The sequence below is a fragment of the Thermodesulfatator indicus DSM 15286 genome (assembly GCF_000217795.1).
Classification (GTDB): domain Bacteria; phylum Desulfobacterota; class Thermodesulfobacteria; order Thermodesulfobacteriales; family Thermodesulfatatoraceae; genus Thermodesulfatator; species Thermodesulfatator indicus.
Genome location: NC_015681.1, coordinates 61,374 through 87,281, shown reverse-complemented (window position 1 = coordinate 87,281; position 25,908 = coordinate 61,374). Strand labels below are relative to the sequence as shown.

Sequence of the window (25,908 nt, the reverse complement as noted above, 5' to 3'; positions counted from 1 at the left end):
AATGAGTTTAAAAAGTATGACCGGCTTTGGCCGAGCCGAGGAAGTTAGAGATACCTGGTCGCTCCGGGTAGAGATAAAAAGTGTAAATCACAGATTTCTAGAAATAGTAGTAAGACTTCCTAGGCGTTATCAGGTCCTTGAAGAAAGGATAAGAAGAACCCTCCGAGAAAGATTCTCGCGGGGAAGATTTGATATTTACGTCCAGCTCGTGGGAAGTCCTCCCACGGCCCAAAGTTTGAGTTTCAATGAGACTCTCGCGCGCCAGTATGTCGAAAGTCTGAGGTATTTAAAAGTGGTTCTAGGCTTGGCCGGAGACATTGAAATTAAAGATTTGCTTCGTATGCGCGAAGTTTTTCAGGCTGTAGAAGCAGAAGAAGACCTTGAGGCCCTTTGGGAGGAATTATCTCCGGCTTTAATCGAGGCCCTTGACCATCTGGCCACCATGAGGGAAGAAGAGGGGAAGTTTTTGGAAGGAGTTCTTAGAGACCAGCTTTCAAAGCTTAAGCTTTTGGTGGAAGAAATAGAAAAAAGACGAGAAAGCGCTTTTTTAACGGCTAAAAAACGTCTTGAAGACCGCATAAAAAAACTTTTATCAGATAAAGAACTTGACCCCTTACGTCTTCATCAAGAAGTGGTAATACTTGCTGATAGGACAGATTTTACCGAAGAACTAGATCGTCTTAAAAGTCATATAGGACAGTTTGAAAAGGCAATAGAAGAGCCAGGGCCTCATGGCCGCAAACTTGATTTTTTGATTCAGGAGATGTTTCGTGAAATAAATACCCTTTCCAATAAGGCCGCTAATGCCGAAATTTCCCAGTTGGCTGTAGAGGTCAAATGTACCTTAGAGAAGATGAGGGAACAAATTCAAAATATTGAATAACTTTAGAAAACAAGTAAATTTTTCATATATTGACATTTATTGGCGTTTTGATTAACATCTTTGGCGAAATTTAGAAAATTTTGGAGGATTAGTTATGAGCTGCAAGTGTCGTCTTTTAAACATCGGCTTTGGTAACTCGGTGGTGGCTGAACGTATTATTGCTATTGTGAATCCAAATTCTGCTCCAATGAAAAGGCTTCGTGAAGAAGCCCGTGAGTCAAAGCGTCTTATTGATGCTACCCAGGGTCGCAGAACCCGTTCTATCATTATTACTGACAGCAACCATGTTATCCTTTCAGCCATTCAGGCGGAAACCATTTCTCAGCGTCTTGCCTCTGATCTTCTCAAGGCTGGCCATGATGACGAAGAAGAATGTGAAAGCAAAAATTCCGGCAAATAATTATGAGAAAAGGTTTGGTCTTAGTAGTCTCGGCCCCTTCTGGGGCCGGCAAAACTACCCTTTGTCGCCGTTTACTTTCTCTTGACTCAGAGATTTCTTTTTCAGTCTCTTACACCACCAGATCACCTCGCCCTAATGAAAGAAATGGTGTTGATTATTTTTTTGTAGATAAAGAGACTTTTAAAAAGATGATAAATGAAGGTGCCTTTCTCGAGTGGGCTGAGGTACACGGAAACTTCTATGGCACCTCCCTTGAACAGGTAAAAGAGGCTATCTCTTCAGGGAAAGATGTTTTGCTTGACATAGATGTTCAAGGGGCTTTTCAGGTTAGAGAAAAGCTCGGTAGAGAAGCTGTTTTAGTCTTTATTTTACCACCCTCTTTTGAAGAACTTGAAAAGCGACTTAAAAAACGAGGCACTGAAGACCCTAAAGAACTTGAGCTCAGGCTTTCAGTGGCCAAAGAAGAAATAGCCAAGGCCCAGGCCTTTGACTATTTGATCGTTAATGATGTTTTAGAAGAGGCTCTCGATAGGTTGTATTCTATTTTGAAGGCAGAAAGACAGCGCACGTTCCGCCGAAGTGACCTTATTATGAGGTTTTTTTAAAATGCCAGAAGTTATTTGGGGAATAAATCCTGTTCTTGAACTCCTTCGCACTAACCCTTCCAAAATAAAAGAGATTTATATCCAAAAAAAGGAGCTAAAGGGGCGGGTTTATCAAATAGTAGAAAGGGCGCGTAAGAAGGACATTTCCGTAAAAATCAAAAAGGAACTAACAGGCTTAGGATTGCCTCCGGAGGTTAAAACTCAAGGTGTTGTTGCTGTAGTAAAAGATTTTGACTATGTTGATCTTGAAGATATTCTTGAAAAAGCTAAAAAAAGCCAAGAACTTGGTTTAATAGTGGCTGTAGATGGGCTAACAGATCCCCAAAACCTTGGTTCTTTGATAAGAAGTGCTGTAGCTGCTGGGGCTCACGGCTTAATCATTCCCGAAAGAAGAGCCGCAGGTATTACAGGCACAGTGGTAAAAGCTTCCGCTGGGGCCATTTCTCATCTTTTAGTGCACCAGGCCAAAAACCTAGGCCGCACTTTAGAAGAATTAAAAGAAAGAAATTTTTGGATAGCTGGCCTTGAGGCCAGGACCAAAAATACTATTTACCAATTAGACCTCAAGCTTCCACTAGTCTGGGTAGTGGGAAGCGAGGAAAAGGGTCTTCGTCCTTCTATTAAGGAAAAATGTGATTTTCTGGCTTCTATTCCCATGCGCGGGCCGATAGATTCGCTTAACGCAGCGGTAGCTGGAGCAATTGCCCTTTTTGAAACCCAAAGGCAGCGTTATCATTCGTAAATGCTTAAGGCTTACCGGTTAATAGGGCAGTTACTGACACCTTTTTTTCTAGCTAAAGGCATACCCAAAGAACGAAAAGGAGAACTCCCTAAAGCAGATATCTGGATCCATGCGGCTTCTGTCGGTGAGGCCAATGTGGCCGCAAGTATCATTTCAAACTTTTTAAGATATCATCCTGAGGTAAAAATCTTATTAACTCTTCATACTTCCACTGGTATTAAAAAAGCCAAAGATTTATTGGAAGACTTTCCGGTTTTCATTTCTTGGGCTCCTTTTGATACTCCAAGCTTTGTTAAAAAAGCACTACTTTCAGTAAGCCCTAAAGTTTTTGCCATAGTAGAAACCGAACTCTGGCCAAACTTAATTTGTGAAGCCCATGCCAGCGGAACCAAACTACTTATATTGAATGGTAGGCTTTCATCCCGCAGTTTTAAAAAATATAAGCTTATTAGGCCCCTTCTTAAGGAACTTTTTTTTAAGTTTGAACATATTGCTGTTATTGGGCCAGAGGAAAAGGAAAGATATCTTGCCTTAGGAGCTCCTCCTGAAAAGGTTTCTATAGAAGGAAATGCCAAATACGACCTCCTTTGGGAAAGGCATAAAAAGCTGGACCTGAAAAAAATAGTATCCAGGCTCCCACAAAAACCTCTTTTTGTGTTTGGAAGTATCCGTAAAGGAGAAGAGAAAATCATAGGAGAAGTTCTTTCTTTATTACAAAAAACTTTGCCTAAGGTGCATTTCATTTTGGTGCCACGGCATCTTACGTTTATTCCCGGGATAAAAAATGAGTTAAGCCAAAGGGGACTTTCTTTTAGGCTTTATAGCAAGCCAGTAAATGACTCTTTGGTAACGATAGTTGATGAAATAGGCCCACTTTTTGGCATTTACGCCCTTTCTAAAGCTGCTTTTGTGGGAGGAAGCCTTTGTCCTAAGGGCGGGCAAAATCCCTTTGAACCAGCGGTTTTTAAAAAACCTGTACTCTTTGGTCCTTATATGGAAAACTTTTCTTATGAGGCCAAGGCCTTAGTTACAGCTGGCGGGGCGCAGATAGTTAAAACACCAGATGAATTAGCCCAGGCTATAAAGGGGTTTTTTACTGACGAAAAACTAACCCAAAAAACCGGTGAGGCTGCCTTTGAAAGTTTTAAAAAGTTTTTAGGGGCAACCACAAGGTACGTCTCTCTCTTAGAAGAGATTTTTATAAAATAAACTATAAAATAAACTATAAAATAAACATTGTTTTGCTTGTCCGAACGTTAGCCAGAGGACTTTTGCGGTAACGAATTGCTCAGGGAGGGGACAGGAGCTCGCAAGATACTGTGGTTTTTGTCAAGCACTTTGAGCTTCCATTTGCCATTTTTTGTAATTATAGAAAGCAAATATCAATAATTTTCTGGCACAGGCTATTATGGCCACTTTCTTCGGTTTTCCTCTCTTTATCAAACTTTCGTAATACTCTTTTAGTCCCCCTTCTTTACATCTTATGGCACTAAGCGCCCCCATAAAAAGCAAACTCCTTAACCTATTATCCCCTTTCTTGCTTATCCTAGTTACCAGCTTCCTCTTACCAGATTCCTTTACTTCCGGGTCCAATCCTGCTAGAGCTACTACCTCCCGCCGGTTTCTTATCCGCCTCTTCCGAAAAAAGATGTAACAATATGTCGCTATCATCTTCCCTATTCCTTTAACTTTCTCTATTTCTCTAACCCCTCTGTTTATGTCGTCATCTTTATTTACTAATTCCTCCATCTCTTTCTTTATCTTCTGAAGCCTCTGCCTTGTTTCTTCTAAGTTTTTCTGTATGTGTTTTTTGCTTTCTTTACTATCTACTGGTACTCTATCTAAATACTCTAGAAAATTAGATAACTTGTTTTCTATATTTTGATATAATTGATACTCACTTAACAATAAAGATAATTTCTCTAAATTTTCGTTATATTCTATTTCTTTGATCTCTTCTTCGCTAACTATCTTGTGATATTCGTATAACAGTTTCGCATCAAGATTATCTGTTTTTGCTCTATGACCTAATACTTCTCTTAAACGGGGGACTTTTCTGGGGTTAAGGGATACTACTTTTATCATATTCGTAGCACAGAACTCCTCCAGAAATGCCGAATATGGCCCTGTGGGCTCGTATATCACCACCCTTTTCTTCCTGTCTTCTTTCTTCTTAAAAAACTTCCTCTTAAATTTCTTTAAACCCCTTTCATTTTGAAACTCGTAAACCTTCTGGCCATCAAAAATAACCAATGTATCCTTGGCCACATCCACCCCAAGAAAAGATAAATTTTTCATAGGTCTTCAATTCTCCTTTCTTTGAGATAAAATAAAGATTGTTGGTAGGGAGGTCCTTCCAGGTTTAGCCTTGTATACGGACAGTTTCCGTAATTGGAAACGTCCCGGATACTGTTCAAACACAGGGAAGGACGGCTAATCTTGCGATCGAACAGTTTGCTAAAAAGCAAACGTTCCATGACTCAACAGCCTGTCCCTCCCTACCAACTTTTTTTACTTTAATGCTTTTGCCCTTTACTTAAAACCATACAATGACAGGGTTAAATTAAAACCATACAATGACTCTCTCCCGGTGTCACTGCGAGCTCCTGTCCCGAGCGTAGCAAAGGGAATCTCCGAGATCGTCACGGCGACTACATCGCCTCGCGATGATAGAGGGTGGCTTGTCCTGCTTACGAGAGATTGCTTCGGGGCTTCGCCCCTCGCAATGACTCACTTCTGGTGTCACTGCGAGCGCAGCGAGCAGTCTTTAGCACCACCAGCCATCAACCAGCCCGTCACTGCAAGGAGCACTCCCCCTACTGTCACGGCGAGGAGACGGTCCCTACTGTCACGGCGAGGAGCAACCCCTCGCTCGTCACTGCGAGGAGGCCCGCAGGGCCGACGAAGCAGTCTCTAAATAAAAGATTTTGCTAAGGTCTCTTGTTAACTGAATGAAAATTTAAATATGAGCTTTTAACTACTCAACCACTCACCCACTTAACCACTCACCCACTCAACAATTTAGCTTTCAACTTTTATAACCGGGCAGGTCATAGTGTGTTGGATATAATCGATTCTCTGTAATTTTCTGATTACCATGTCAGAGAGTTCGTCGTGATCTTTGGTTTCTACTTCCGCAATTATATCATAAGGGCCCATAATAATGTCTAATCTCTTTACTTCTGGCATATTTTTAAGCGTTTCAGCTACTTCAGAAGTTTTACCTATTTGGGTGTTTATCAGAATATAAGCTTTAAGAGCCATCTTTGCCTCCTTTTGAGAGGAGCTCCTCGAGGAGTTTTATCATCTTTTCAGTTTCGATGGGTTTGGGAAGTACAGCGTCAGCTTCTTTTTCCTGGGCGAGACTTTCTACTTCAGCCCCATAACCAGTTATGGCTACTACTGGGATATCAGGATTTTCTCTTTTTAAGACGGTTATAATACCGATCCCGCTAATATATGGCATGGTTATATCGGTGATTACCAGATCAAAGGGTTCTTTTTTTAGCTTTTCTAAGCCCTTTAAGCCGTCTTCGGCTTCTTCGACCTGGAAGCCGCCCTTTAAGGATAAATATTCTGCCAGTTGACTCCTTAGGTTGTCGTCATCTTCTATTAGTAAAATTTTTCTAGGCATGGCCTTCTCCTTGTTCTCAAATTGGTTTTAGCAAAATATATTTAATTGTGCAATCATGAAAAAATTATATTATTTTTCCGATAAAAGTATTGATAACGATTCCCCAATTGCAAAATGTTCATAAAGATTTAAAATTTAAAAAAATTTCATTCAAAAAATTTAGAGGTGAAAGAATTGCGAAGCTTTTATCGTAATCTGACAATTTGGCTATTGATCGCCCTGGCCATGATACTCCTTTTCAATTTTGTTAGTACTCCTCATAAAAGGGCTACGGAGATATCCTATACTGATTTTATCTCTATGGTCCAAAAAGGACAGATAACAGAAGTTACTATTAAAGGGAAAGAGATCCACGGGGTCGTAGCTGACAAAAAAGAGACTTTTGTAACCTATGTTCCCGATGGCGAAACGGAATTAATCCCTATGTTACGCAAAGCAGGGGTGCGTATAAATGTAAAACCTGAAGACAAAAACCCGTGGTATCTTTCTTTTCTTATTTCCTGGCTACCTATGCTCTTGTTAGTGGGGGTATGGATATTTTTCATGCGCCAAATGCAGGCAGGAAGTGGCCGAGCTTTTTCTTTTGGTAGAAGTCGGGCTCGTATGGTTTCTGGCGAAGAGGTGAAAGTTACCTTTGATGATGTGGCTGGTGTTGATGAAGCTAAAGAAGAACTTGCAGAAGTTATCGAATTTTTGAAGGATCCTCACAAGTTTACCAAGCTTGGTGGTCGAATTCCCAAAGGAGTCCTTCTGGTAGGCCCTCCAGGAACAGGTAAAACCCTTTTGGCCAAAGCTATCGCTGGTGAAGCGGGAGTGCCTTTCTTTAGTATCAGCGGCTCAGACTTTGTGGAAATGTTTGTGGGAGTTGGCGCTGCCCGTGTTAGAGACCTTTTTACCCAGGCTAAGAAAAATGCCCCGTGTATCATCTTTATAGACGAGATAGACGCTGTTGGTCGTCATCGTGGAGCAGGCCTTGGTGGTGGCCATGATGAACGTGAGCAGACTTTAAACCAGCTTTTAGTAGAGATGGACGGGTTTGAAGGTAATGAAGGCATTATTGTGGTGGCGGCTACTAACCGACCCGACATTTTAGACCCTGCTCTTTTAAGGCCTGGGCGCTTTGATCGCCAAGTGGTTGTGCCACCTCCAGACGTAAAAGGAAGAGAAAAGATACTTAAAGTCCACACCAAAAAAGTGCCATTAGGTGATGATGTAAATCTCGAAATCATTGCTAAGGGAACACCTGGTTTTACTGGAGCAGACCTTCAGAACCTGGTAAACGAAGCTGCTCTTATTGCCGCACGCAAGGGAAAGGATAAAGTCACCATGGAAGACTTCGAAGAGGCTAAAGACAAACTTCTTATGGGGCGTGAGCGAAAAACTGCTGTTATAAGTGATGAAGAAAAGAGAATCACTGCTTATCATGAGGCTGGACACACCATGGTGGCCAAACTTTTGCCGGGGACTGATCCTGTTCACAAAGTAAGTATCATCCCTCGCGGCCAGGCGCTAGGGATAACCCAGCAACTTCCCTTAGATGAGAGGCATACTTATTCTAAGGACTATCTTCTCAAAAGGTTGATGGTCCTTTTAGGTGGTAGAGCTGCCGAAGAGTTGATTTTTAATGAGTTTACTACCGGGGCTGGAAACGATATCGAGAGAGCTACCGAAATTGCCCGCCGCATGGTTTGTGAGTGGGGGATGAGTGAAAAACTTGGCCCTGTAGCCTTTGGCCAGCGTCATGAGCCCGTCTTTTTAGGTAAAGAGCTTTCTCAGATTAAAAATTATAGTGAGGCTACAGCTCTGGCTATTGATAATGAAATTCGAGAGATAGTACTTTCTTGCTATAACAAGGCCAAAAAATTGCTGGAAGATAACATTGAGTTGCTTCATCGTCTGGCAAACGCCTTGCTTGAAAAAGAAACTCTTGATGCCAAAGACATTGATAATATTCTCGGTCTTTCTCAGGAAAGACCGGCTGAAGGGGCAGCCTAACTACTAATGCTTAAGCCTCTTAAAGTTAGAAACAAGGTTTTTGAATGGGGTAAAAAAACTTATTTGGTAGGTGTTTTGAACGTTACCCCGGATTCCTTTTCTGATGGGGGGCTCTACTTAAATCCCAAACAAGCCCTTAAGCGGGCCGAAGAAATGATAGAGGCTGGAGTTGATATAATTGATATTGGCGGCGAATCTACTAGACCTTTTGCTAAGCCAGTTCCTGAAGAAGAAGAGATCAAGAGAACTATCCCGATAATCGAGGCTATTAGGAAATATTGGGATATTCCTATTTCTATTGACACATATAAGGCCGGAGTAGCCGAAAAAGCCCTTAAAGCTGGCGCGGATGTAGTTAATGACATTAGTGCTCTACGTTTTGATCCTCGTATGGCCGAAGTAGTGGCCAAAAACGGGGTGCCGGTAATTCTTATGCATATGAAGGGGAACCCCCAGACTATGCAGCTTGATCCATATTATGAAGACGTCCTTTCGGAAATCAGCTCCTTTTTTGAGGAAAGGGTGGCTTTTGCCGAAGGAGCTGGTATCGCGCGGGAAAAAATTATAATTGATCCTGGTTTGGGCTTTGGTAAAAGGTTTGAAGATAATTTAAAAATCATCAAAGAAATAGACTTTTTTAAAAAATATAGACTACCCATCCTAATAGGACCTTCAAGAAAATCATTTATTGGTCATATAGTAAACAAAGAGGCCCGAGAAAGAGATGCCGGCACCATGGCTACAGTTGCTTATCTCTCTTTAAAGAAAGTGGATTTAATAAGAGTTCACAACGTAGCCATGGCTCGCGATGTTATTAAAGTTATTGAAGCCATAAGGGAGGTTAGGTGAAAGACCTCCTCAGGCAGTATTATCATCTCCTCCGCTGGCAAGACATCGTTGACATACTCATTGTAGCTTATCTTTTTTACCGTATTCTTTTGTTGATCCGTGGAACTCGAGCTATTCAAATGGCAGCTGGGCTGGCCATGTTGGTGATGATGTATTTTGTGGCCGCCAATCTCCAGTTGCTCACTCTTCACTGGCTTTTAGGAACGTTTCTTTCTTCGATTTTTTTGGTAGTGATTATAGTTTTTCAGGACGATATTAGACGGGCCCTTATCCAGATGGGGCAGACACCGTTTATTAAAGCTCGGACCGAATATAGCCAAATTATTGAAGAAATAGTAAAGGCAGTAGCCACTCTTTCTGAAAAAAAAATTGGGGCATTAATAGTTATAGAAAGGAATACCGGGCTTGGGGAGTTTATTGAAAGTGGAACCCCTATTGAGGCCAGAGTTACTAGAGATCTTTTAATATCGATTTTTCAGAAAAATTCTCCCCTCCATGACGGAGCTGTTATTATTAGAGAAGGCCGAATAGCAGTGGCTGGAGCTATTTTACCTTTGTCTACTAATCCTAAAATTAGTCGTCGTCTGGGGACCAGACATAGGGCGGCTATAGGTATTTCTGAAGTTAGTGATGCAGTGGCTATTGTAGTTTCCGAAGAGACAGGAAGCATTTCAGTAGCTCTTGGGGGCAAGATAAATAGAGATATTCAGCCTTCTAACTTGAGACAGCTTTTGCTAAACCTGCTTGGTTTTGAATCAGGTCAAAATAAATGGTGGCGGAGAAAGATTTTTAAATGAACCCGTTCAGATTTTTTAGTCAAAATCTCTTTTTAAAAATTCTTTCTCTCGCTTTCGCCATTCTTCTGTGGTTTTTTGTTGTTCTTGAAGACAAGGTTGACAAAGAAATTACAGCCCAACTCAAACTCGTTAATATTCCCCAAGGCCTGGTGCTGGTAAAAGAACCTCCTGCGTTTATCTATGTAAAAGTCTCAGGCCCCAGGAGTATTTTAAGAAATCTTGAGAAAAATCCGTTAGTTATTACTTTAAATCTCAAAAACTTTGAAGCTGGCCGTCATATTATAAGAATAAGGCCCTCTAAATTAAATTTGCCAGCTGGCTTAAGTGTTAAAGAGATTAGTCCTAGTCAAGTGGAAGTTGTTTTAGAAAAAGAGGCCAAAAGAACCGTTAAAGTTAAGCCTGTAATTTATGGGGCTCCTCCGCCTGGCTGGAAGATAGAAAAGATAGAAGTTTCGCCCTCTAAGATAAAAATTAGAGGTCCTCGGTCGCTTGTTTTTCGTATTAGAGAAATACCTACTAAACCTGTTGATATTTCAAGTTTAACCGGCGAAATCCATCGAGAAGTTTTATTGGACTTGCCACCATTGATAAAAACTGACCGTAAAACAGTTGAAGTAATCGTAAAAATAGTAGAAAAAATTGTTACCCGAGAGTTAAAAGATTTTCCTATAAGGGTTGTAGGAAATAAAAAAGGACCTGTAAAAGTAACCCCCAGTAAAGTTAACATAATTCTCCAAGGACCTGAGAATGTCATTGGGGCCTTTACTGCTGAAAAGAAAATAAAAGCGATAGTTGATGTTAAAAATCTAGAAAAAGGTAAACATGTAGTCGAAGTAAAAATAATATTGCCACCGAAAGTTAAACTATTAAAAATTGAACCACGCAAAATAGAAGTTATCATTGAATAAATTTTTACCCGGGATGGTGGAAGATATGGGAAGACTTTTCGGGACAGATGGAATACGTGGAAAGGCAAACAAGTGGCCTATGACTCCTGAAGTGGCTTTGCAAGTAGGCCGAGCCGTGGGGTATATCTTCAAAAACCATCATGGTCGGCAAAAAATTTTGATAGGTAAAGATACTCGTCTTTCTGGCTATCTTTTAGAAACAGCTATTGCTTCGGGGCTGTGTTCTATGGGGGCTGAGGCTATTTTTGTAGGCCCTTTGCCTACCCCAGCTATTGCCTTCCTCACGGTAGATATGCGCTGCGATGCCGGAATTGTTATCTCTGCTTCCCATAATCCTTATTATGACAACGGTATTAAGATTTTTGGTTCAGATGGTTTTAAACTTTCTGACGAACTCGAAGAAAAAATAGAAGACATGGTGTTAAACGATACTATTGCTTCTTTTAGAGTAGAGAATGAAGAAATCGGAAAGGCTTACCGCATTGAAGATGCTCCTGGCCGCTATATTGTGCACTTAAAAAACACATTTCCCCGTGAAGAAAATTTAGAAGGTATAAAGATTGTCCTTGATTGCGCTAATGGTGCTGCTTATAAAGTAGCTCCTTCTGTTTTTGAAGAACTGGGTGCTGAGGTCGTAAAAATAGGCGTTTCCCCAAACGGACTTAATATAAATGAAAACTGTGGTGCCCTTTGCCCTGAAAACCTTTCCCGCCTAGTGAGAGATAATAACGCTCACTTGGGGCTTGCCCTTGATGGGGATGCTGATCGGTTGATTGTGGTTGATGAAAAAGGAAACATAATTGACGGAGACCAAATCCTTGCCCTTTGCGCCCTAGAGATGAAAAAAGAAGGAAGGCTTAAGGGAGATGCGGTAGTAGCTACCGTAATGAGTAATATGGGTCTTGAGAAGGCTTTAGAAAAAATGGGCTTGCGTCTTCTCCGTACGAAGGTAGGAGACCGCTTTGTAGTAGAAGCCATGAGGAGTAAAGGTTATAACCTGGGAGGTGAACAATCCGGTCATATTATTTTTCTAGACCACTCTACTACCGGAGACGGAATTCTTGCTGCTCTTCAGGTACTGTCTATTATGAAAAAGGCAGGAAAACCCCTTTCAGAGCTTGCTAATCTGGTAGAAAAGTATCCGCAAATTTTAGTAAATGTTAAAGTAAGGGAACGGGTACCAAAAGACGAAATTCCCGGTCTCAATGAGCTGATAGTTAAGATAGAAAAAGAACTGGGTGAAGAAGGTCGCGTTCTTATAAGACCATCTGGAACTGAGCCTAAATATCGGGTGATGGTAGAGGGGTTAGACGAAGAAAAGATAAAAATCTATGCTGAAGAGCTGGCAGCGCACATAAAGGCCAAGCTTTCTTAGGGTACGGGAGCCTCTTCCCAGATAATACTTTTTATGTTTTCAAGAACTAAGATATTTTCTACTAGCTTTTCAACCGAGATATCGTCAGTCATGCGTAGGCGAAGTTTAATGGTATAAATGGTTTTTTCTATATCATAGAAAAAATCAGCGTTTTGTATTTCGACATTATAATTTACTAGAATAGCTTTAATTTTTTCCAATTGTTCAACAGGGCAAGTGCAGGTAATAGTTAAAATTCGATAAGTTTCCCTTACAAAAGAAGGCCTAAAAATCAAACGAAATACATAAAGAAAGATAATACTTATTACAGTAGTAATTATAGCCAGCAAATAGGCACCAGCGCCTACGGTGAGCCCGATAGCATTAACTAGCCAGAGGCTAGCAGCGGTAGTAAGTCCTCGGACAGAACCTTTTCCTTTGATAATAGCGCCGGCTCCCAAAAAACCCATTCCGGCTACGGCATAAGACGGGATACGTGCTGGATCAAGCCTTAAAGAAATAGTGGAAGGTTCTCCGCCGAAGCGCTCAACTATAAGAAAAGAAAGAATCATTAAAAGACAAGAAGATGTAGCCACAATGATATTAGTACGGAAACCTGCGGCCTGGCCGTGTTTTTCACGTTCATAGCCAATAATTGCTCCAAGAGTAGCAGCTAGTAAAAGCTTTCCCAGCTCTTCAAATAAAAGTGTTTTGTCAAAAATTTGCCAAAATTCTGTCATAATTTGGTAACATAATAGGGGACAGAAAAAGTCGCAAATGTTATTTGTTGTTGATATTAATCCGAGCGTTTTTTATACGACAAAGCGTTATCACAAAGGTTCCGCAGTGGACGAGGCTAACTGACTCTTTCTCTGTTATTACGAGGAGGTCCGCGAGGACCGACGAAGTAATATCAGGAGCAATTTTGAGATTGCTTCGCTCCGCTCGCAATGACGATGCAATTATCATCTGTTTAATGACCTTATTTAGGTTATTTAAATAGGCGACAATATACACAGTCAAATCTAACCTCATTTTACTTGTCGCTTTATGGTAAAATAGTTGAATAAACCAAATTTTTTGTTACATTAGCCTTGACTTCGAAAAGGAGGGGAAACATGGCTGAATTGCCCAAACTGGAAAAGAAACTTGAAAAAATGACGGTTAAAGAACTTCGTGAGATTGCTCTTCAGATTCCTGAGATTCAAGGCGTCCACGGCATGAATAAAGAGGAGCTTATCTCTGCTCTCAAAAAGGTTTATGGCATCGAAGAAGAGCCGCGTAAAGTCGGCGGAAGTATGCGAGAGTTAAAGGCCAAGATTGCCAAGTTCAAAGAACTGGCAGCTAAAGCCAAAGAGGCTGGCGATTTAGAAAAATATGAACGTTATCGCAAGTTGGCTTCTCGTTTTAAGAAGCGTACGCGTAAACTAGCTAAAAAGGCGGCGGCTTAGTGAAAGCTCTCTTTGAAACTAATTTCTCAGGTCTAAAGCTCTTTAAGCGAGGTAAGGTTCGTGATATTTATGACCTGGGGGACAAACTCCTTTTAGTAGCTACTGACCGTATTTCCGCTTTTGATGTAATAATGCCCGATCCCATTCCGGGAAAGGGCATTATTCTTACCCAGATTTCTGTTTTCTGGTTTGATTTTTTAAAAGATTTACTTTCTAATCATCTTATTAGCGCTGATGTTGAGTATTATCCTCAGGAATGTCAGCCTTTTTCCGACAAATTACGTGGTCGTTCCATGTTAATCAAAAAAGCTAAACCTTTACCAGTTGAATGCATTGTAAGAGGTTATCTGGCAGGTTCAGGTCTTAAGGAATATTTGAAAACCGCTTGTATTTGCGGTATTAAGCTTCCGCCTGGTCTTAAAGAGGCCGAAAAACTCCCAGAGCCTATTTTTACTCCTTCTACTAAAGCCGAAGAGGGGCACGACATAAATATAACTTTTGACGAATGTGCAAAATTTATTGGAAAAGAACTGGCGGAAAAAGTTAAGGAGCTTTCTCTGGCCATTTACCAAAAGGCAGCTTCCTATGCAGAAGAAAGAGGCATTATCATTGCTGATACTAAGTTTGAATTTGGTCTTTTGGGCGGCGAGTTGATTCTTATAGACGAAGTTTTAACCCCTGATTCTTCTCGCTTTTGGCCCAAGGAAGAATACGAGCCAGGACGCCCACAAAAAAGTTTTGACAAGCAATTTTTGCGTGACTGGCTTGAAGAGATTGGCTGGAAGAAAGAGCCCCCGGCTCCCAAATTGCCTCCTGATATTATTGAAAAGACACAAAAACGTTATCTTGAAGCTTATCGTCGAATAACAGGAAAGGAATTGTTTTTTGAAAATTGACCTTAAATCTGTTAGCTTGCAAGAAGTCCTTTTCGAAGATGAAACATTTGCCATATCCTATCCTCCTCGGGTAGTTTTCTTAATCGAATCCATAAAGCGTATAGGCATTATTAACCCTCCGATTTTAAGGCCAAGTCCAAGAGGGCTCCAAATAGTTTCTGGCCGAGGCCGGCTTGAGGCAGCCAGAGAATTAAAAATTGAAAAGGTCACTTGCAATGTTCTTCCCTATGAGACGGGTGATACTTTTTGTTTGGACCTAGTGATTGAAGAAAATCTTACTTCACGCGGCCTGAACCTGGTAGAAAAGGCTTTAGTAGTAAGAAAATATCATACCTATCTAACCGATGAAAGAATAATAAAAGAGGTTTTGCCACGCCTCGGCTTTGCTCCTCATTATCATCATTTTGAGGTTTTAAAAGCCATAGCTTCTTTAGGAGATATGGCCTGGAATTTTTTGATAGAGAATCGCTTGAATCCTAAGGTGGCGGTTAAGCTAGCAGGGCTTGATAAAGTAAATCAAAAAAAATTTTTAGAGATTTTGAGTAAGCTTAAGCTTTCAAGTAGCAGGCAACGTTTATTCTGGGAGATGTTAGAAGATCTAAGTCGTAAAAAGGCGCAAAGTTTTAAACAAATAATCGAAGAAATTTCTGTAACATCTCTTTTAAATGAAGAAAGACTTTCTCCTCATCAAAAAACAGAAAAACTTTTTAAGCAATTGGCCAAAGAATTAATGCCTGTTTATTCGGCTAGAGAAGCAAAAATCAAGAAGATTTCCAGTCGTTTGCATGAACTAGGAGCAAAAATCAAGTTTACTCCTTTTTTAGAAAAGGATTCTATGTGTCTTGAAATTAATTTTAAGAGTGCCGAGGAAATAGAAAAGAAATGGCCCAAAATTAGAGAAATTATCGGTGAGGAGTTTTAGATTTCAAGCGTTTTTTGATTTTAAGCTTTAATTTTACGAAGAATGAATAAAAATTTTCTTCTGGTAAGGCTCCGGTTTTTAGAGCCAGGTCTATTTTGGCCAGCTCTTCAAATATAAAAGAAAAGTCATCTAAAACTAGAAGGCTTGCGGGTTTTCTCATCATAAAAATGGCGTATGGGTGATAACCTTTTAAATCTTTAGGTTCCTTGTCTGGGAAAACTTCTTTTGATGTTTTTTTATATTTTTCTTGAAAAACTTTAAAGTTTTTGATGGAAGCCAGGTCTGGATTGGCCTCAAAAACTTCTCTTAAAAGATAGAGCCTTTTAAAAAATTTTGTAAAAGTAGCCAGTATCACTAAGGGATGTATTCCCTGAATTAAGAGATTTTGTAGAAATTTAAGAGCCGCTTCAGGGCCTTCTTGAAATAGGGTCTGGGTCAAAATATAAGGAGCTTGTTCAGGGCGAGGGGAGACCACTTCTTTAACGTCAGCCAGGGTAATAACCGGTCTTTCCCCTACGAAAAGGGACAATTTTTCTATTTCTTGCCTAATGGCTCCTAGGTCTTCACCTACTAAAGCCAAAAGGGATTCAGCTGCCGCGCGATCCATTTTTTTGCCAAAAGAAGCCAACAGCTCTGGTATTTCATAAGAAAGAAGGTCTTTTGATTTTTTGTCAGAAAGGGGCATTATTACAGCCCTTTCTTGGGCATATTTATAAAGGGGGTGTTTTTCATCAAGGGCATTAATGGAAATAATAAGGCTTAAGCGGGTTTTATTTTGTTCTAAAAAAGAAAGAGTCTTTTCATCAAAAAAGTTTAAGGTGTCTTTGGTTACTTCTAGAAAAAAAACTCTTCTTCCAAAAAGAAAGGGGCTAAATAATTTTTCTCTTAACTGATTAGTTTCTGAAGCTTTAAGCTTTTCAGCTTGAAATCCTTGCTTTTTTAGAAACTCAAATAAACGACGCGCAAGCTCTTCTCCAGTTTGTGGGTTACCTAAAAACAAATAAAGGGGAGCAATACGTCCTTCCTGAGCCAGCTTGAAAAGCCTTTCAAAATGATGGCGTTTGAATACAGGCATGAAATTAGAAGTTAACTTAGTTGTTGAAAAATTCAAAAAGAAATCAACATTGATTCTCGCTTAAGAGGAAATCAAGGTTTCCACTAGTCCAAAACTTAAGGCCTTCTCTTAGGAGAAATGGCGTTGGCTAGGCGGGCAACAGTAGAAAGAATAGTTTGTTGTTCAATGCGTTTATAGTCTATTTTGGGAATTTGCCCCTCTTCTAACTTTTCAAGCTGTTTAGCTCTAGCTTTTTTACTTCCAAAGACTTCTATTTTTTCTACAATTTTTTCATAATAGCGTTGTTCTTTCTCAAGGTGCATTGGTTTGGGGCGAAATTGATTAAGTTTAAGAATCAAATAATTGAGCTTTTTGATTTGTCTTAGTTTGTGCTCTTCATCTTCCATGTGTTCAATAAGATCTTCCACCGTACGAATCTCTTTAAGGAGTTCGGCCTCAGGTGGCAAAAAACCAGCATTTTTAAGTACTTTATAAGCCAGTCTTAACTCTTGGGGTACATGACTTAAATCTTCAAGTTCAAGGGGTTTCCCTTTACCAGGGAGATTTTCAAGCTCACCCCTGTTTATAGCCTCTTGAATACGCTGTTCTGCTAAGCGCTGAAAAATTAAAAGAGACATAAAGCAACGATTATAAGTTTGATGTATTTGTAAGTGTAACTATTTTAAAAAATAAAACAATCTCTAAAAATTAGCTAGTGTAAGCGAATAATCTTGGGAAATCCTCTTCCCTTACTTCGATATAGGTGAAGTGACTTTGTGAGATTGCTAGGACAACTATGTAGTCTCTCAACATTTATTTGATAAAAGAAACTATTTTTGATGTCACATTTTTTTTAAAACTCAGGCAAAACTCTGTAACCCTCTTTCGTTAGTTTAAGTCAAAACCTAATTAAGGAGGGGGGTATGTTTAAAAAATGGATTTTTTGTTTTTGTTTTCTCTTTTGGCTAGCAGGAACTAGCCGTGCAGCTTTGTTTCAAGAAATTGGCGATGCAGGAAAGACGCTTGACACAGCCATGCCCGTAGCAGAGAGCACTGTTCAGATTAACGGCTACTTGGAATGGCCCGATCCTTTCAATGACTACGCCGGAGCAGATCTTTACGTATTCTGGTGGAATGGCGGCCCTTTTGGAGCAGAAACCAGTAGTAATAACTATTTCGACTTTCAGCTTTTCCTTTTTGATGAAAATGGTTATGGAATCTGGGCAAACGATGACGGTGGTTACAATCTAAATGCCCGTATTGAAGATGTCCTGGCTCCTGGTGTCTATTACCTGGGAATCTCTGCCTACGATTACGATCCCTATAACCTCTTTGGTGAAGAAATCTTTCCAGATTATCCTTACGATACTCAACTTGCACCTCAAGCAATGGATCCCTGGTTGGCATACTGGGATGGCCCTGTTGTTGGTGGAGACGTGAATTACACTATTACCTTTTCTTCTCCGGTAAATGTTCCCGAACCAGCCAGCATTATCTTGGTAGGTCTTGCTCTAAGTATTTTGGGTTTTTTAGGCCTTAAAGCCAAATCTAAGGTTAATAACGTTAAATAACTTAAAACAAGGAGGGGGGTCATGTTTAAAAAATTACGTTTCATTATTTCGTTATGTTTTTGTCTGTTATTTATTCAGGTTTTGTCAGCCCATGCCTTTACTTATCCTGACCGAGTCTTTTTTCACAAACCGCAGGTTAAGGTCAAAAAAGCTAAGTACGTCATACTTTTGATAGGAGACGGGATGGGCTATTGGCACGTTGATGCCTTACGTAGATACTTGAATGTAAGCAAAACCAATATGGAAAGCCTTAGGTACTTTGGTTATATGACTACTTTTATGAGAAATTCTACAGGAGAAGGTGGACTTAGTGGAGAATACTGGGATGATCCTAACGAACTTGGTAGTTATGATCCCGCGCTAGGAGGTCGTACTCCGTGGGAAATACAACCAGTTCCTGCTTATGTAGATGAGGGGGCTACAGATTCGGCAGCTGCTGGTAGCGCACTAGCCAGTGGCCACAAAACAGTAAAATATGCATTGAATGTAGTTCCTAAGCCTGAAGGATATCCTGCTGATGAACCTTTTACGGTCAAATATTATCCCACCATTGTTGATTTTGCCGAGGCCAAAGGTATGGCCACCGGCGTAGTAACCAGTGTTCCTTTCTCCCATGCCACTCCCGCTGCTTTTATTGCCAAAACCCAGTACCGTAAAAATTATGGGGAAATAGCTCGTCAAATGATTTTTTCTAACTTGGATGTAATTATGGGAGCCGGACATCCTTATTACGATGACAACGGCAATCTACGCGAAGAGCCTAACTTTTATTACTGGTCTCGCAATAAAGGACCCTATATCGATGATGAAGACGGTGAAGCTTTATATGAAAAAGTAGTAAACGGAGTAAGAGGTAGAGTTTTTGTCGATAAAAAAGAAGATTTTGAGGATTTAGCCGATGGTGACGGACTCTTTCACGGAGGCCCTATGCCTAGACGGGTATTCGGATTGGCTCAGGTAGCTAATACTTTACAGGCTTCTCGCAACATAGATGATGGAGATCCTTCTGATGACTGGAAAGTCGGTGGCCAGGCCTTTATAACCAATGTTCCCTCTCTTGAAACCATGACCAGAGCTGCTCTTGAAGTGCTTGAACAGGACGAAGACGGCTTTTTTGTAATGATTGAAGGCGGAGCCATTGATTGGGCTAGCCACGCTAACAACATGACCAGAATGCTTGAAGAAATAATTGATTTTGATAATGCTGTCAAAGCAGTTATTGATTGGGTTAATGACCCCAATAATGGAAGCAATTGGGACAATACTTTGGTGGTTGTAGTGGCTGATCACGAAACCGGACATCTCCAGCCTTTAAATGTAACCGGCGACGAAGTTATAAAAGAACAATGCTGGGGGCTAAATTGTGAAGGCTGGCATCATCATACCAATAGTCTGGTACCGATCTATGCCCAGGGAGTGTGCGCCAGAGCCTTAAAGGCCAAATATGATGGAGACATAAAAGACAATACTCAAATCTTTAAGGTAATGTATCAGGCTATTGAAAGGGGCTGCTACGAACTAAGAATACCTGAATAAAAAAAACAGGGCGGCAAGTCGGACTTGCCGCCCTCTAATTATTTATTCCTCTCCTTCTTCCTCTTCCATTTTCACCAGATCTTCAAAACGAATGTCCATACCAAGGATACCGACTATTTCTTCATATTCGTTACGAATGGGCCCAGAAACCGTTAGACAAAGTGCCCCGGTAACTTTAGAAGAGTAAAAATCAGAGACATAAATTTTTCCGGTCTTAAAAGGTTTTATGAACCAATCACGGTCTGAATAGTCTTCATATTTTAACAGGTGTTCGTAGCGATACCTGTCTTCCAAGTGGGTTACCAGAGGAGTTATCCGTTTGCCATCTTGGTTGATAACGTAAATGAACTGGATATAAGGATGCTCTTCGAGGACTTCTCTTAAAAGAGGGACAATTTTTTCGGGATCAAGAGAACGGATTTCAGGCCGTTCCACCAGCTTTTCCACCAGCTCTACCAGAAGCTTTGAGGCCTTTTGTTTCATGCGGTCAAGCTCAGAGACAAAGAGTTCAGGGATATAACGTCTTACCAAGTGCATCATCTCTTCGTTAGAAATAGGAGTTATCCGGCCAGCCTCATATTGCTTGATAATTTTTTTGTAAATCTTGGCCACACCTGGATGCTTTTTATCAATACGCTTATCGCCCTCAAGGCCAAAGTGAGTATTAATCCAGTAGGCAATACCAGCTGTTCCGCTCTTATCAGTGATAATGATACCGATAGGCCTTTTAAGAAGTTTACGAGTATTGAAGGAGTTATAAATCTCTTCGTTTTTGAGGAGTCCGTCAATGTGAATTCCCGCCTTGGTAGCGTTAAATTCAGAACCCACAAAGGGTTGATTTGGTGGAATCCTGTCTCCTAGTTCGCGGCGGTAAAACTCGGCCACATCGGTAATAACCGTGGTATCAACGCCGTTATGAGTGCCCCTCAATGAGATATACTCAAATATCATGGCCTCAAGTGGAGTGTTTCCGGTTCTCTCACCGTAGCCGAGGAGAGTTGTATTGATAGCCGCACAGCCATAGAGCCAGGCGGTGGTGGCGTTAATCACGGCCTTGTAAAAATCGTTGTGTCCGTGCCATTCGAGGAGTTCGCCTGGCACCCCGGCCTCTTCAATAAAGGCTCGTACAAGCTTTGGGACACTGCGAGGAAGTGCCGCTCCGGGATAAGGGACCCCCACGCCTAGGGTATCACAAAGCCTTATTTTGATATCAATACCTGATTCTTCCCGGAGCTTCATAAGTTCAATGGCAAAGGGGATAACAAAACCGTAGATATCAGCGCGGGTCACGTCTTCAAAGTGACAGCGTGGCACTATCCCCTCTTCGAGAGCAGCTTTAACAATGGCTAGGTAGTCATTAAGTGCCTGCCGGCGATCTTTTTTTAGCTTAAGAAAAATATGATAATCGGAACAGGAAGTAAGAATACCCGTTTCCCTTATACCCATTTCTTTTACGAGCTTTAAGTCTTCAGCTTTAGCCCTAATCCAGGCGGTAACTTCTGGAAAGCGATACCCCCGTTCCAGGCATTTAATAACGGCGTCTTTGTCTTTTTTGGTATAGAGGAAAAACTCTGTCTGCCGAATAACTCCGTTTGGCCCCCCTAGCTTGTGTAAAAAATCAAATAGTTTGACGATCTGGTCAACAGTATAAGGGGGGCGTGCCTGTTGGCCATCACGAAAGGTGGTATCCGTAATCCAGAAGTCTTTGGCTGGCATGGGCATAACGTATTTGTGGTCAAAATCTACATAGGGGACGTCGTCATAAGGAAAAACTTCTTTCATTAGGTTAGGTTCGTCTACATCCTGTAAACGATGTTGCCAGAACTTGGTATGTTCATGGTCTAATAGTCTTCTTTCTGGATTCCACTTAGGCATAAAACCCTCCTTTCTTAAATTGGACCATACTTCTACCTGCTTTTACTAAAGCTTTAGCTCTTAAAGACTAAAGCCTCCACAGGTCTTTAATTGTTACGAGTTATCAATAACTTTTATTCCTTAATTCCTGACCAAGCAGGAATTAAGGTGACTTATACGACAGGGCTGGGCATACAGGATGATTTAATTTCTCTTAACATAAAATTAGCATTTATCAAATAGGCGGATAAAGTTTTTAGAACCAGCTCAGGAGGTATCGCAAGGAAACCAACAGCACCACCAGAAAGAGGCCCAATTTTATAGGTCGTTCGGGAATAAATTTTTGAGTACGCGCCCCCAGAATACCTCCAGCCAGACCTCCAAGGCCAAATAAGACACCGAGTAAATAATCAGGTTTTGTAGAAATACCCTTAGCTCCTAAGCCGAGGGTATAAATGGTTACACCAATAACAGATGATATAAAAGTTCCCAAAAGAGAGGCACCTGCTACTGTGTGAACGGGGAGGCCTAACATACTTACACAATAGGGAGACATAATAGCTCCGCCGCCAATACCGTAAGCTCCACCAGCAATTCCAACTAGAAAAGAAACACCAAAGACTTTGCTTGGAGAAAAAGAATAGACCTGCTGATCAAAGGAAAAGGAAATTTCTTTTAAAGATAATTTTAGATAAACAATTACTTCTTTCTTAGAAGGTGTTGGCTTATTTTTGCCGTAAACTAAATCTTTTCCTAACCGAAAGGCAAGATAAAGTAGAACAAATCCGGCAAAGGGCTTAAACTTACTAGGATCTGTCAAAAATTTGATTCGCAAAAAATAGCCGAGAACTATTCCAGAAGCACTTCCAAGAGATATACAGAGGCTAAGCGGCCAGTTAAGTCGCCCTTGCTTGGTATAGCGCCAAAGGCTCCCTGGAATGGCAAAAAGATTATAAAAAAAGTTAGTAGCCGAAACTCCAGGAGTTGTATAGCCGAGAACGCTCATCTGAAAAGGTAAAAGGAGAAAGGCCCCGGTTACTCCAGCCATACTGCCAAAATAGGCCAAGAAAAATGCCACCAGAGGTGGTAAAAATATCCAGGTTTTTACCCCTGAAATGGGAAAGGTTACTTTTTTAAATAAAAAATTTAAAGGAGCTTTTTTCATAACTAAAAATGATATGTCAAAATCTAAATATTTCACAAGTTAAAATTAGGGACAGGCGAAATAATTTATGAAAGTTGTAAAAGTAAAGCGTAGGTCTCAGGTGCTTAAAAATCCAGCCTTTGGGTGTTTGAAAGATATACCATCAGTGAATGTTACTAGAGGCTGTCTTCATCGCTGTGCTTATTGCTACGCCAGGGTTTTTCCGGAGACTCCCAAAAATGAGGTTCAGCTTTATGAAAATCTTCCGGAAAAGCTTGAAAAAGAGATAGTCTCACGACTTAAGCGTGGCCGAAAGCCAAAGGCTGTAGCCTTTTCTACCGCAAGTGACGCCTTTCAGCCTAACGAAGCAATTTTACAAATATCTTTTGAATGCATGAAAATACTTCTTAAATCAGGCGTTGCGGTGTCGTTTCTTACCAAAGGGCGCATACCTGAAAAATTTTTTAGTCTTTTCAATGAGCATAAGGGCCTAGTTAAGCCGAGATTTGGCCTGGTAAGCTTGAGTTCGGATTATCGCCTGATTTTTGAACCGCGGACGGCTCCGCTTTATCTGCGTCTCAGGTTGATTGAAAAAGCGGCAAAGCTTGGTCTTGAACCTGCAGTGCGCATAGACCCCGTAATTCCTGGCCTAACTGACCGGGAAGAAATGGTTGAGTCTCTTATGAGGCGCCTTGCTATGGCTGGTGTAAAAGAAGTTTCTGTTAGTTATCTCGTGCTTCGGCCAAAGGTGATGGAGCAGATGGAAAAAGAATTACCTTACGCTTTCTGGCAAAAAATATTTTCGGTCTATCAGGGTGAGCCTTGGTGCCAGGTAATTACTTCAGCTACCACCAAACTTGTCCGAAAAGAAATCAGAGAAAAGGGTTACGCGCTTTTTAAGGAAATAGGTCGGGCTTTTGGCCTTACCGTAAAAATTTGCGGTTGCAAAAACCCTGACCTTCCCTTTGAATTCTGCGCGCCGTGGGAGATAAAAGAGAAAATGCCGAAACAAAAGGAACTTTTTAAATAAGACCATATTCAAAACAAAAAGGAGGTAATTATGTCAAAGATTGGAAAAGTGATATGTATAGGAGCGGGGTTATTTCTGGCACTTGTATTGGCCGCGGGAGCCTATATTAAGTACCAGGAAAACAAGAAAGCCGAAGAAATTAAGCAGGCATTAATAAAAGGGGAGCTAGGGATTTCTATAAAGCCTGAAAAGGTCAAAGTCTCCTGGCTTAAAAATAGTGTCACTATTGAAAATGGAGTAGTTTCTTTTATGGATTATCCCCTTTTTAGGATTCGCTTAGCCACTGTTTCGGTAAAAGATGTTCAAGGTCAGATACCAGAAAAGGCTCAAGGAAGAGTAATTTTAGAAGTCCCAGTTTATCGCCTTTTAAAACAGTTTGATCCTTATCGTGTCCAAGAACTTAAGCCAAGCCTTGAAAAAATCAAAATCGGCGAAGTGTTAGAGATACAAGCTGACGGGGGCTGGCAGTTCAAAAAAGAAGGTCTTGAAACAGAAGTCAAAGAATTTTCTTTAAAAGGTAGAGAACCTTTAGTAACTCTTTCGGGCAAAGCCCACTTTCCTTTCTGCAAATTGCCCGAATGTGAAAAAGCTTTTACTAGTGCCGCCCCTGAAACAGATAAATACTTTACTCCGGATTATGTCTCTTTAAAAATCAAAGGTAGAAATTGGCTTGAAATCCTTGCCTTATGGTTATCTCCCAACGACCCAAAAGCTTTAATAGGCGCAGAGCTTGCCAATGCCCATAGTTTTTATCAAGAGTTCAAAAAAGAATGCATAGACTTAAAAAACGAGCCTGCCATCTGTCAAAAATTAGACGAAAGCTACCGTGCCCTTGAAGCCTTTTTAAAAGGCCAAACAGATTCTCTTGAATTAGTTTACAAAATTAAAGATCCTGAGCTGGCTCTAAAATTAGCCCAGCAAAAGGTAGTTTCTGACAAAGAAATCCTTAAAAATATAGAATTATATCTTAAAAATTAGGCCACTATAGCGAAGGTTAGGCCACTATAGCAAAGGCCTCGCGGGCCGCTTCTATCGTATGGTCTATCTCCTCTTCAGTATGAGCCAGAGAAACAAAAGCGGCCTCAAACTGAGAAGGTGCTAAATACACTCCGCGAGCAAGCATCTCTCGCCAAAACTGGCCATAACGCTCAGTGTCAGAGCCGGCGGCGTCAGCAAAGTTTTTGACTTCTCCTTCTCGGAAAAAGCAGGTCATCATGGAGCCTACGCGGTTAAAGGTGACCTTGGCTCCGGCTTCTTTAGCTGCTTCAGCAAGACCATTGGCCAATTTTTCAGAAAGGGCTTCAAGGTATTCGTAAACACCAGGGCGCATCAAGACTTTTAAAGTGGCTATGCCTGCGGCTACGGCGATAGGGTTTCCTGAAAGGGTGCCTGCTTGATAAACCGGGCCTTCAGGAGCAATATGGGCCATGATTTCGGCTTTACCACCGTAAGCTCCTACTGGAAGGCCACCACCTATAATTTTGCCGAGGCAGGTGAGGTCAGGTTCTACGCCGTAAAGCCCCTGGGCTCCGGCCAGGCTCACTCTGAAGCCGGTTATAACCTCATCAAAAATAAGTAAAGAGCCATATTTTTTAGTAAGCTCTCTCAAGCCCTCAAGAAAGCCAGGCTCTGGGGGAATGACGCCCATGTTTCCGGCAATGGGCTCAACAATTACGCAGGCAATTTCTTCTCCCATTTTGGCAAAGGCCTCTTTTACGGCGTCAAGGTCATTGTAGGGAAGCGAGATGGTGTTTTTAACGATTTCTTCGGGCACGCCGGGGCTTCCAGGAATACCCAGGGTGGCTATTCCTGAGCCGGCTTTTACCAAAAAAGAATCCGCGTGGCCGTGGTAACAGCCGTCAAACTTTATGATTTTTTTGCGGTTGGTAAACCCGCGAGCCAGGCGCACGGCACTCATAGTGGCTTCGGTGCCGGAATTTACGAGCCTAACTTTTTCTATAGAAGGGAATATTTGGCAAATAAGCTCGGCAAGTTCCACTTCTCCCCAGGTGGGAGCGCCAAAGCTTGTGCCGTTTTCCGCCGCAGCCTGGATGGCAGAGACCACTTCTGGATGGGCATGCCCCAGGATAAGTGGCCCCCAAGAAGCCACGTAGTCTATGTATTCTTTGCCTTCAACGTCAATTAAAAATGGGCCAGTGCCGGCGCTAAAAAATACTGGATCTACCCCAACAGACTTGCAGGCCCTAACCGGCGAATTAACTCCTCCAGGTATTAATTCTTTGGCTTTTTCAAAAAATTTTTGTGATAGGATACCAGCCATTT

26 protein-coding genes are annotated in these 25,908 nt (G+C 41.2%); 17 read left to right on the top strand and 9 right to left on the bottom strand.

Going from position 1 to position 25,908, the window contains the following annotated elements; translation table 11 throughout:
- Position 1: 1 nt before the first annotated feature.
- The 5 genes from THEIN_RS00430 to THEIN_RS00410 all read left to right on the top strand — a co-directional run bounded on the left by THEIN_RS00430 (position 2) and on the right by THEIN_RS00410 (position 3,839).
- Positions 2-883: a YicC/YloC family endoribonuclease gene (locus THEIN_RS00430; RefSeq protein WP_013906719.1), complete on the top strand. Its 882-nt coding sequence runs from the start codon at positions 2-4 to the stop codon at positions 881-883.
- A gap of 94 nt (positions 884-977) precedes the next feature.
- Positions 978-1,283, top strand: a complete 306-nt coding sequence (locus THEIN_RS00425) for a DUF370 domain-containing protein (RefSeq protein WP_013906718.1) — start codon at positions 978-980, stop codon at positions 1,281-1,283.
- A gap of 2 nt (positions 1,284-1,285) precedes the next feature.
- Positions 1,286-1,888, top strand: a complete 603-nt coding sequence (gene gmk / locus THEIN_RS00420; RefSeq protein ID WP_013906717.1) for a guanylate kinase — start codon at positions 1,286-1,288, stop codon at positions 1,886-1,888.
- A gap of 1 nt (position 1,889) precedes the next feature.
- Entirely contained in the window at positions 1,890-2,630 is a 741-nt protein-coding gene (gene rlmB / locus THEIN_RS00415) for a 23S rRNA (guanosine(2251)-2'-O)-methyltransferase RlmB (protein WP_013906716.1), read from the top strand.
- Positions 2,631-3,839: a 3-deoxy-D-manno-octulosonic acid transferase gene (locus tag THEIN_RS00410; RefSeq protein ID WP_013906715.1), complete on the top strand. Its 1,209-nt coding sequence runs from the start codon at positions 2,631-2,633 to the stop codon at positions 3,837-3,839.
- A gap of 120 nt (positions 3,840-3,959) precedes the next feature.
- Here THEIN_RS00410 and THEIN_RS00405 read toward each other — a convergent pair whose 3' ends face one another.
- From THEIN_RS00405 to THEIN_RS00395, 3 genes are all read right to left on the bottom strand, one after another.
- Positions 3,960-4,928 (bottom strand): IS110 family RNA-guided transposase, encoded by a 969-nt coding sequence (locus THEIN_RS00405; RefSeq protein WP_013906714.1) that lies wholly within the window; start codon positions 4,926-4,928, stop codon positions 3,960-3,962.
- 723 nt (positions 4,929-5,651) lie between these two features.
- Positions 5,652-5,894 (bottom strand): Lrp/AsnC family transcriptional regulator, encoded by a 243-nt coding sequence (locus tag THEIN_RS00400; RefSeq protein WP_013906712.1) that lies wholly within the window; start codon positions 5,892-5,894, stop codon positions 5,652-5,654.
- The gene (locus THEIN_RS00395) at positions 5,884-6,264 is read right to left on the bottom strand and encodes a response regulator (RefSeq protein WP_013906711.1); all 381 of its coding nucleotides are present in this window, start codon (positions 6,262-6,264) and stop codon (positions 5,884-5,886) included. The genes THEIN_RS00400 and THEIN_RS00395 overlap by 11 nt, the downstream gene beginning before the upstream one ends.
- Positions 6,265-6,438: 174 nt before the next feature.
- On the opposite strand from THEIN_RS00395, the gene ftsH reads away from it, so the two are divergent.
- Genes ftsH through glmM form a run of 5 tightly spaced genes read left to right on the top strand, consistent with a single transcriptional unit; the run spans position 6,439 to position 12,188 of the window.
- Positions 6,439-8,259 (top strand): ATP-dependent zinc metalloprotease FtsH, encoded by a 1,821-nt coding sequence (ftsH, locus tag THEIN_RS00390; RefSeq protein ID WP_013906710.1) that lies wholly within the window; start codon positions 6,439-6,441, stop codon positions 8,257-8,259.
- 6 nt (positions 8,260-8,265) lie between these two features.
- Positions 8,266-9,108 (top strand): dihydropteroate synthase, encoded by an 843-nt coding sequence (gene folP / locus THEIN_RS00385; RefSeq protein WP_013906709.1) that lies wholly within the window; start codon positions 8,266-8,268, stop codon positions 9,106-9,108.
- Positions 9,105-9,905, top strand: coding sequence for a diadenylate cyclase CdaA (cdaA, locus tag THEIN_RS00380; protein WP_013906708.1), 801 nt, complete (start codon positions 9,105-9,107; stop codon positions 9,903-9,905). Before folP ends, cdaA begins: the two co-directional genes overlap by 4 nt.
- Positions 9,902-10,813, top strand: a complete 912-nt coding sequence (locus tag THEIN_RS00375) for a CdaR family protein (RefSeq protein WP_013906707.1) — start codon at positions 9,902-9,904, stop codon at positions 10,811-10,813. Before cdaA ends, THEIN_RS00375 begins: the two co-directional genes overlap by 4 nt.
- Positions 10,814-10,838: 25 nt before the next feature.
- A complete protein-coding gene (glmM, locus tag THEIN_RS00370; protein ID WP_013906706.1) occupies positions 10,839-12,188 on the top strand; it encodes a phosphoglucosamine mutase in 1,350 nt (449 codons plus the stop codon).
- Here the strand turns inward: glmM and THEIN_RS00365 are convergent.
- Positions 12,185-12,907: an MgtC/SapB family protein gene (locus tag THEIN_RS00365; protein ID WP_013906705.1), complete on the bottom strand. Its 723-nt coding sequence runs from the start codon at positions 12,905-12,907 to the stop codon at positions 12,185-12,187. The genes glmM and THEIN_RS00365 overlap by 4 nt on opposite strands.
- 378 nt (positions 12,908-13,285) lie before the next feature.
- Here THEIN_RS00365 and THEIN_RS00360 point away from each other — a divergent pair, with 378 nt between their 5' ends.
- The 3 genes from THEIN_RS00360 to THEIN_RS00350 are packed head-to-tail and all read left to right on the top strand — an operon-like array spanning position 13,286 to position 15,436.
- The gene (locus THEIN_RS00360) at positions 13,286-13,618 is read left to right on the top strand and encodes a Rho termination factor N-terminal domain-containing protein (RefSeq protein ID WP_013906703.1); all 333 of its coding nucleotides are present in this window, start codon (positions 13,286-13,288) and stop codon (positions 13,616-13,618) included.
- Positions 13,618-14,514, top strand: coding sequence for a phosphoribosylaminoimidazolesuccinocarboxamide synthase (locus THEIN_RS00355; protein ID WP_013906702.1), 897 nt, complete (start codon positions 13,618-13,620; stop codon positions 14,512-14,514). The genes THEIN_RS00360 and THEIN_RS00355 overlap by 1 nt, the downstream gene beginning before the upstream one ends.
- Positions 14,504-15,436, top strand: coding sequence for a ParB/RepB/Spo0J family partition protein (locus THEIN_RS00350; RefSeq protein ID WP_013906701.1), 933 nt, complete (start codon positions 14,504-14,506; stop codon positions 15,434-15,436). Before THEIN_RS00355 ends, THEIN_RS00350 begins: the two co-directional genes overlap by 11 nt.
- Here the strand turns inward: THEIN_RS00350 and holA are convergent.
- The gene (gene holA, locus THEIN_RS00345) at positions 15,417-16,511 is read right to left on the bottom strand and encodes a DNA polymerase III subunit delta (RefSeq protein WP_013906700.1); all 1,095 of its coding nucleotides are present in this window, start codon (positions 16,509-16,511) and stop codon (positions 15,417-15,419) included. The genes THEIN_RS00350 and holA overlap by 20 nt on opposite strands.
- Positions 16,512-16,606: 95 nt before the next feature.
- Entirely contained in the window at positions 16,607-17,128 is a 522-nt protein-coding gene (locus THEIN_RS00340; protein WP_013906699.1) for a DnaJ family domain-containing protein, read from the bottom strand.
- Between the two features lie 285 nt (positions 17,129-17,413).
- Between THEIN_RS00340 and THEIN_RS00335 the strand changes: the two genes are divergently transcribed.
- Both THEIN_RS00335 and THEIN_RS00330 read left to right on the top strand, forming a co-directional pair.
- Entirely contained in the window at positions 17,414-18,061 is a 648-nt protein-coding gene (locus THEIN_RS00335; RefSeq protein WP_013906698.1) for a DVUA0089 family protein, read from the top strand.
- Between the two features lie 21 nt (positions 18,062-18,082).
- Positions 18,083-19,597, top strand: a complete 1,515-nt coding sequence (locus tag THEIN_RS00330) for an alkaline phosphatase (protein WP_013906697.1) — start codon at positions 18,083-18,085, stop codon at positions 19,595-19,597.
- A gap of 42 nt (positions 19,598-19,639) precedes the next feature.
- On the opposite strand, the gene THEIN_RS00325 is transcribed toward THEIN_RS00330, so the two are convergent.
- Both THEIN_RS00325 and THEIN_RS00320 read right to left on the bottom strand, forming a co-directional pair.
- On the bottom strand, positions 19,640-21,472 hold the full coding sequence (locus tag THEIN_RS00325) for a triose-phosphate isomerase (protein WP_013906696.1): 1,833 nt from the start codon (positions 21,470-21,472) through the stop codon (positions 19,640-19,642).
- A 235-nt stretch (positions 21,473-21,707) separates the two neighbouring features.
- Positions 21,708-22,616: a sulfite exporter TauE/SafE family protein gene (locus tag THEIN_RS00320; protein WP_013906695.1), complete on the bottom strand. Its 909-nt coding sequence runs from the start codon at positions 22,614-22,616 to the stop codon at positions 21,708-21,710.
- Positions 22,617-22,683: 67 nt separating this feature from the next.
- Between THEIN_RS00320 and THEIN_RS00315 the strand changes: the two genes are divergently transcribed.
- Together THEIN_RS00315 and THEIN_RS00310 are read left to right on the top strand one after the other, a co-directional pair.
- Complete coding sequence (locus tag THEIN_RS00315) at positions 22,684-23,625, top strand: SPL family radical SAM protein (protein ID WP_013906694.1); 942 nt, start codon at positions 22,684-22,686, stop codon at positions 23,623-23,625.
- A gap of 30 nt (positions 23,626-23,655) precedes the next feature.
- A complete protein-coding gene (locus THEIN_RS00310; RefSeq protein WP_013906693.1) occupies positions 23,656-24,603 on the top strand; it encodes an immunoglobulin domain-containing protein in 948 nt (315 codons plus the stop codon).
- 16 nt (positions 24,604-24,619) lie between these two features.
- Here THEIN_RS00310 and hemL read toward each other — a convergent pair whose 3' ends face one another.
- On the bottom strand, positions 24,620-25,906 hold the full coding sequence (hemL, locus tag THEIN_RS00305; protein WP_013906692.1) for a glutamate-1-semialdehyde 2,1-aminomutase: 1,287 nt from the start codon (positions 25,904-25,906) through the stop codon (positions 24,620-24,622).
- Positions 25,907-25,908 lie beyond the last annotated feature (2 nt).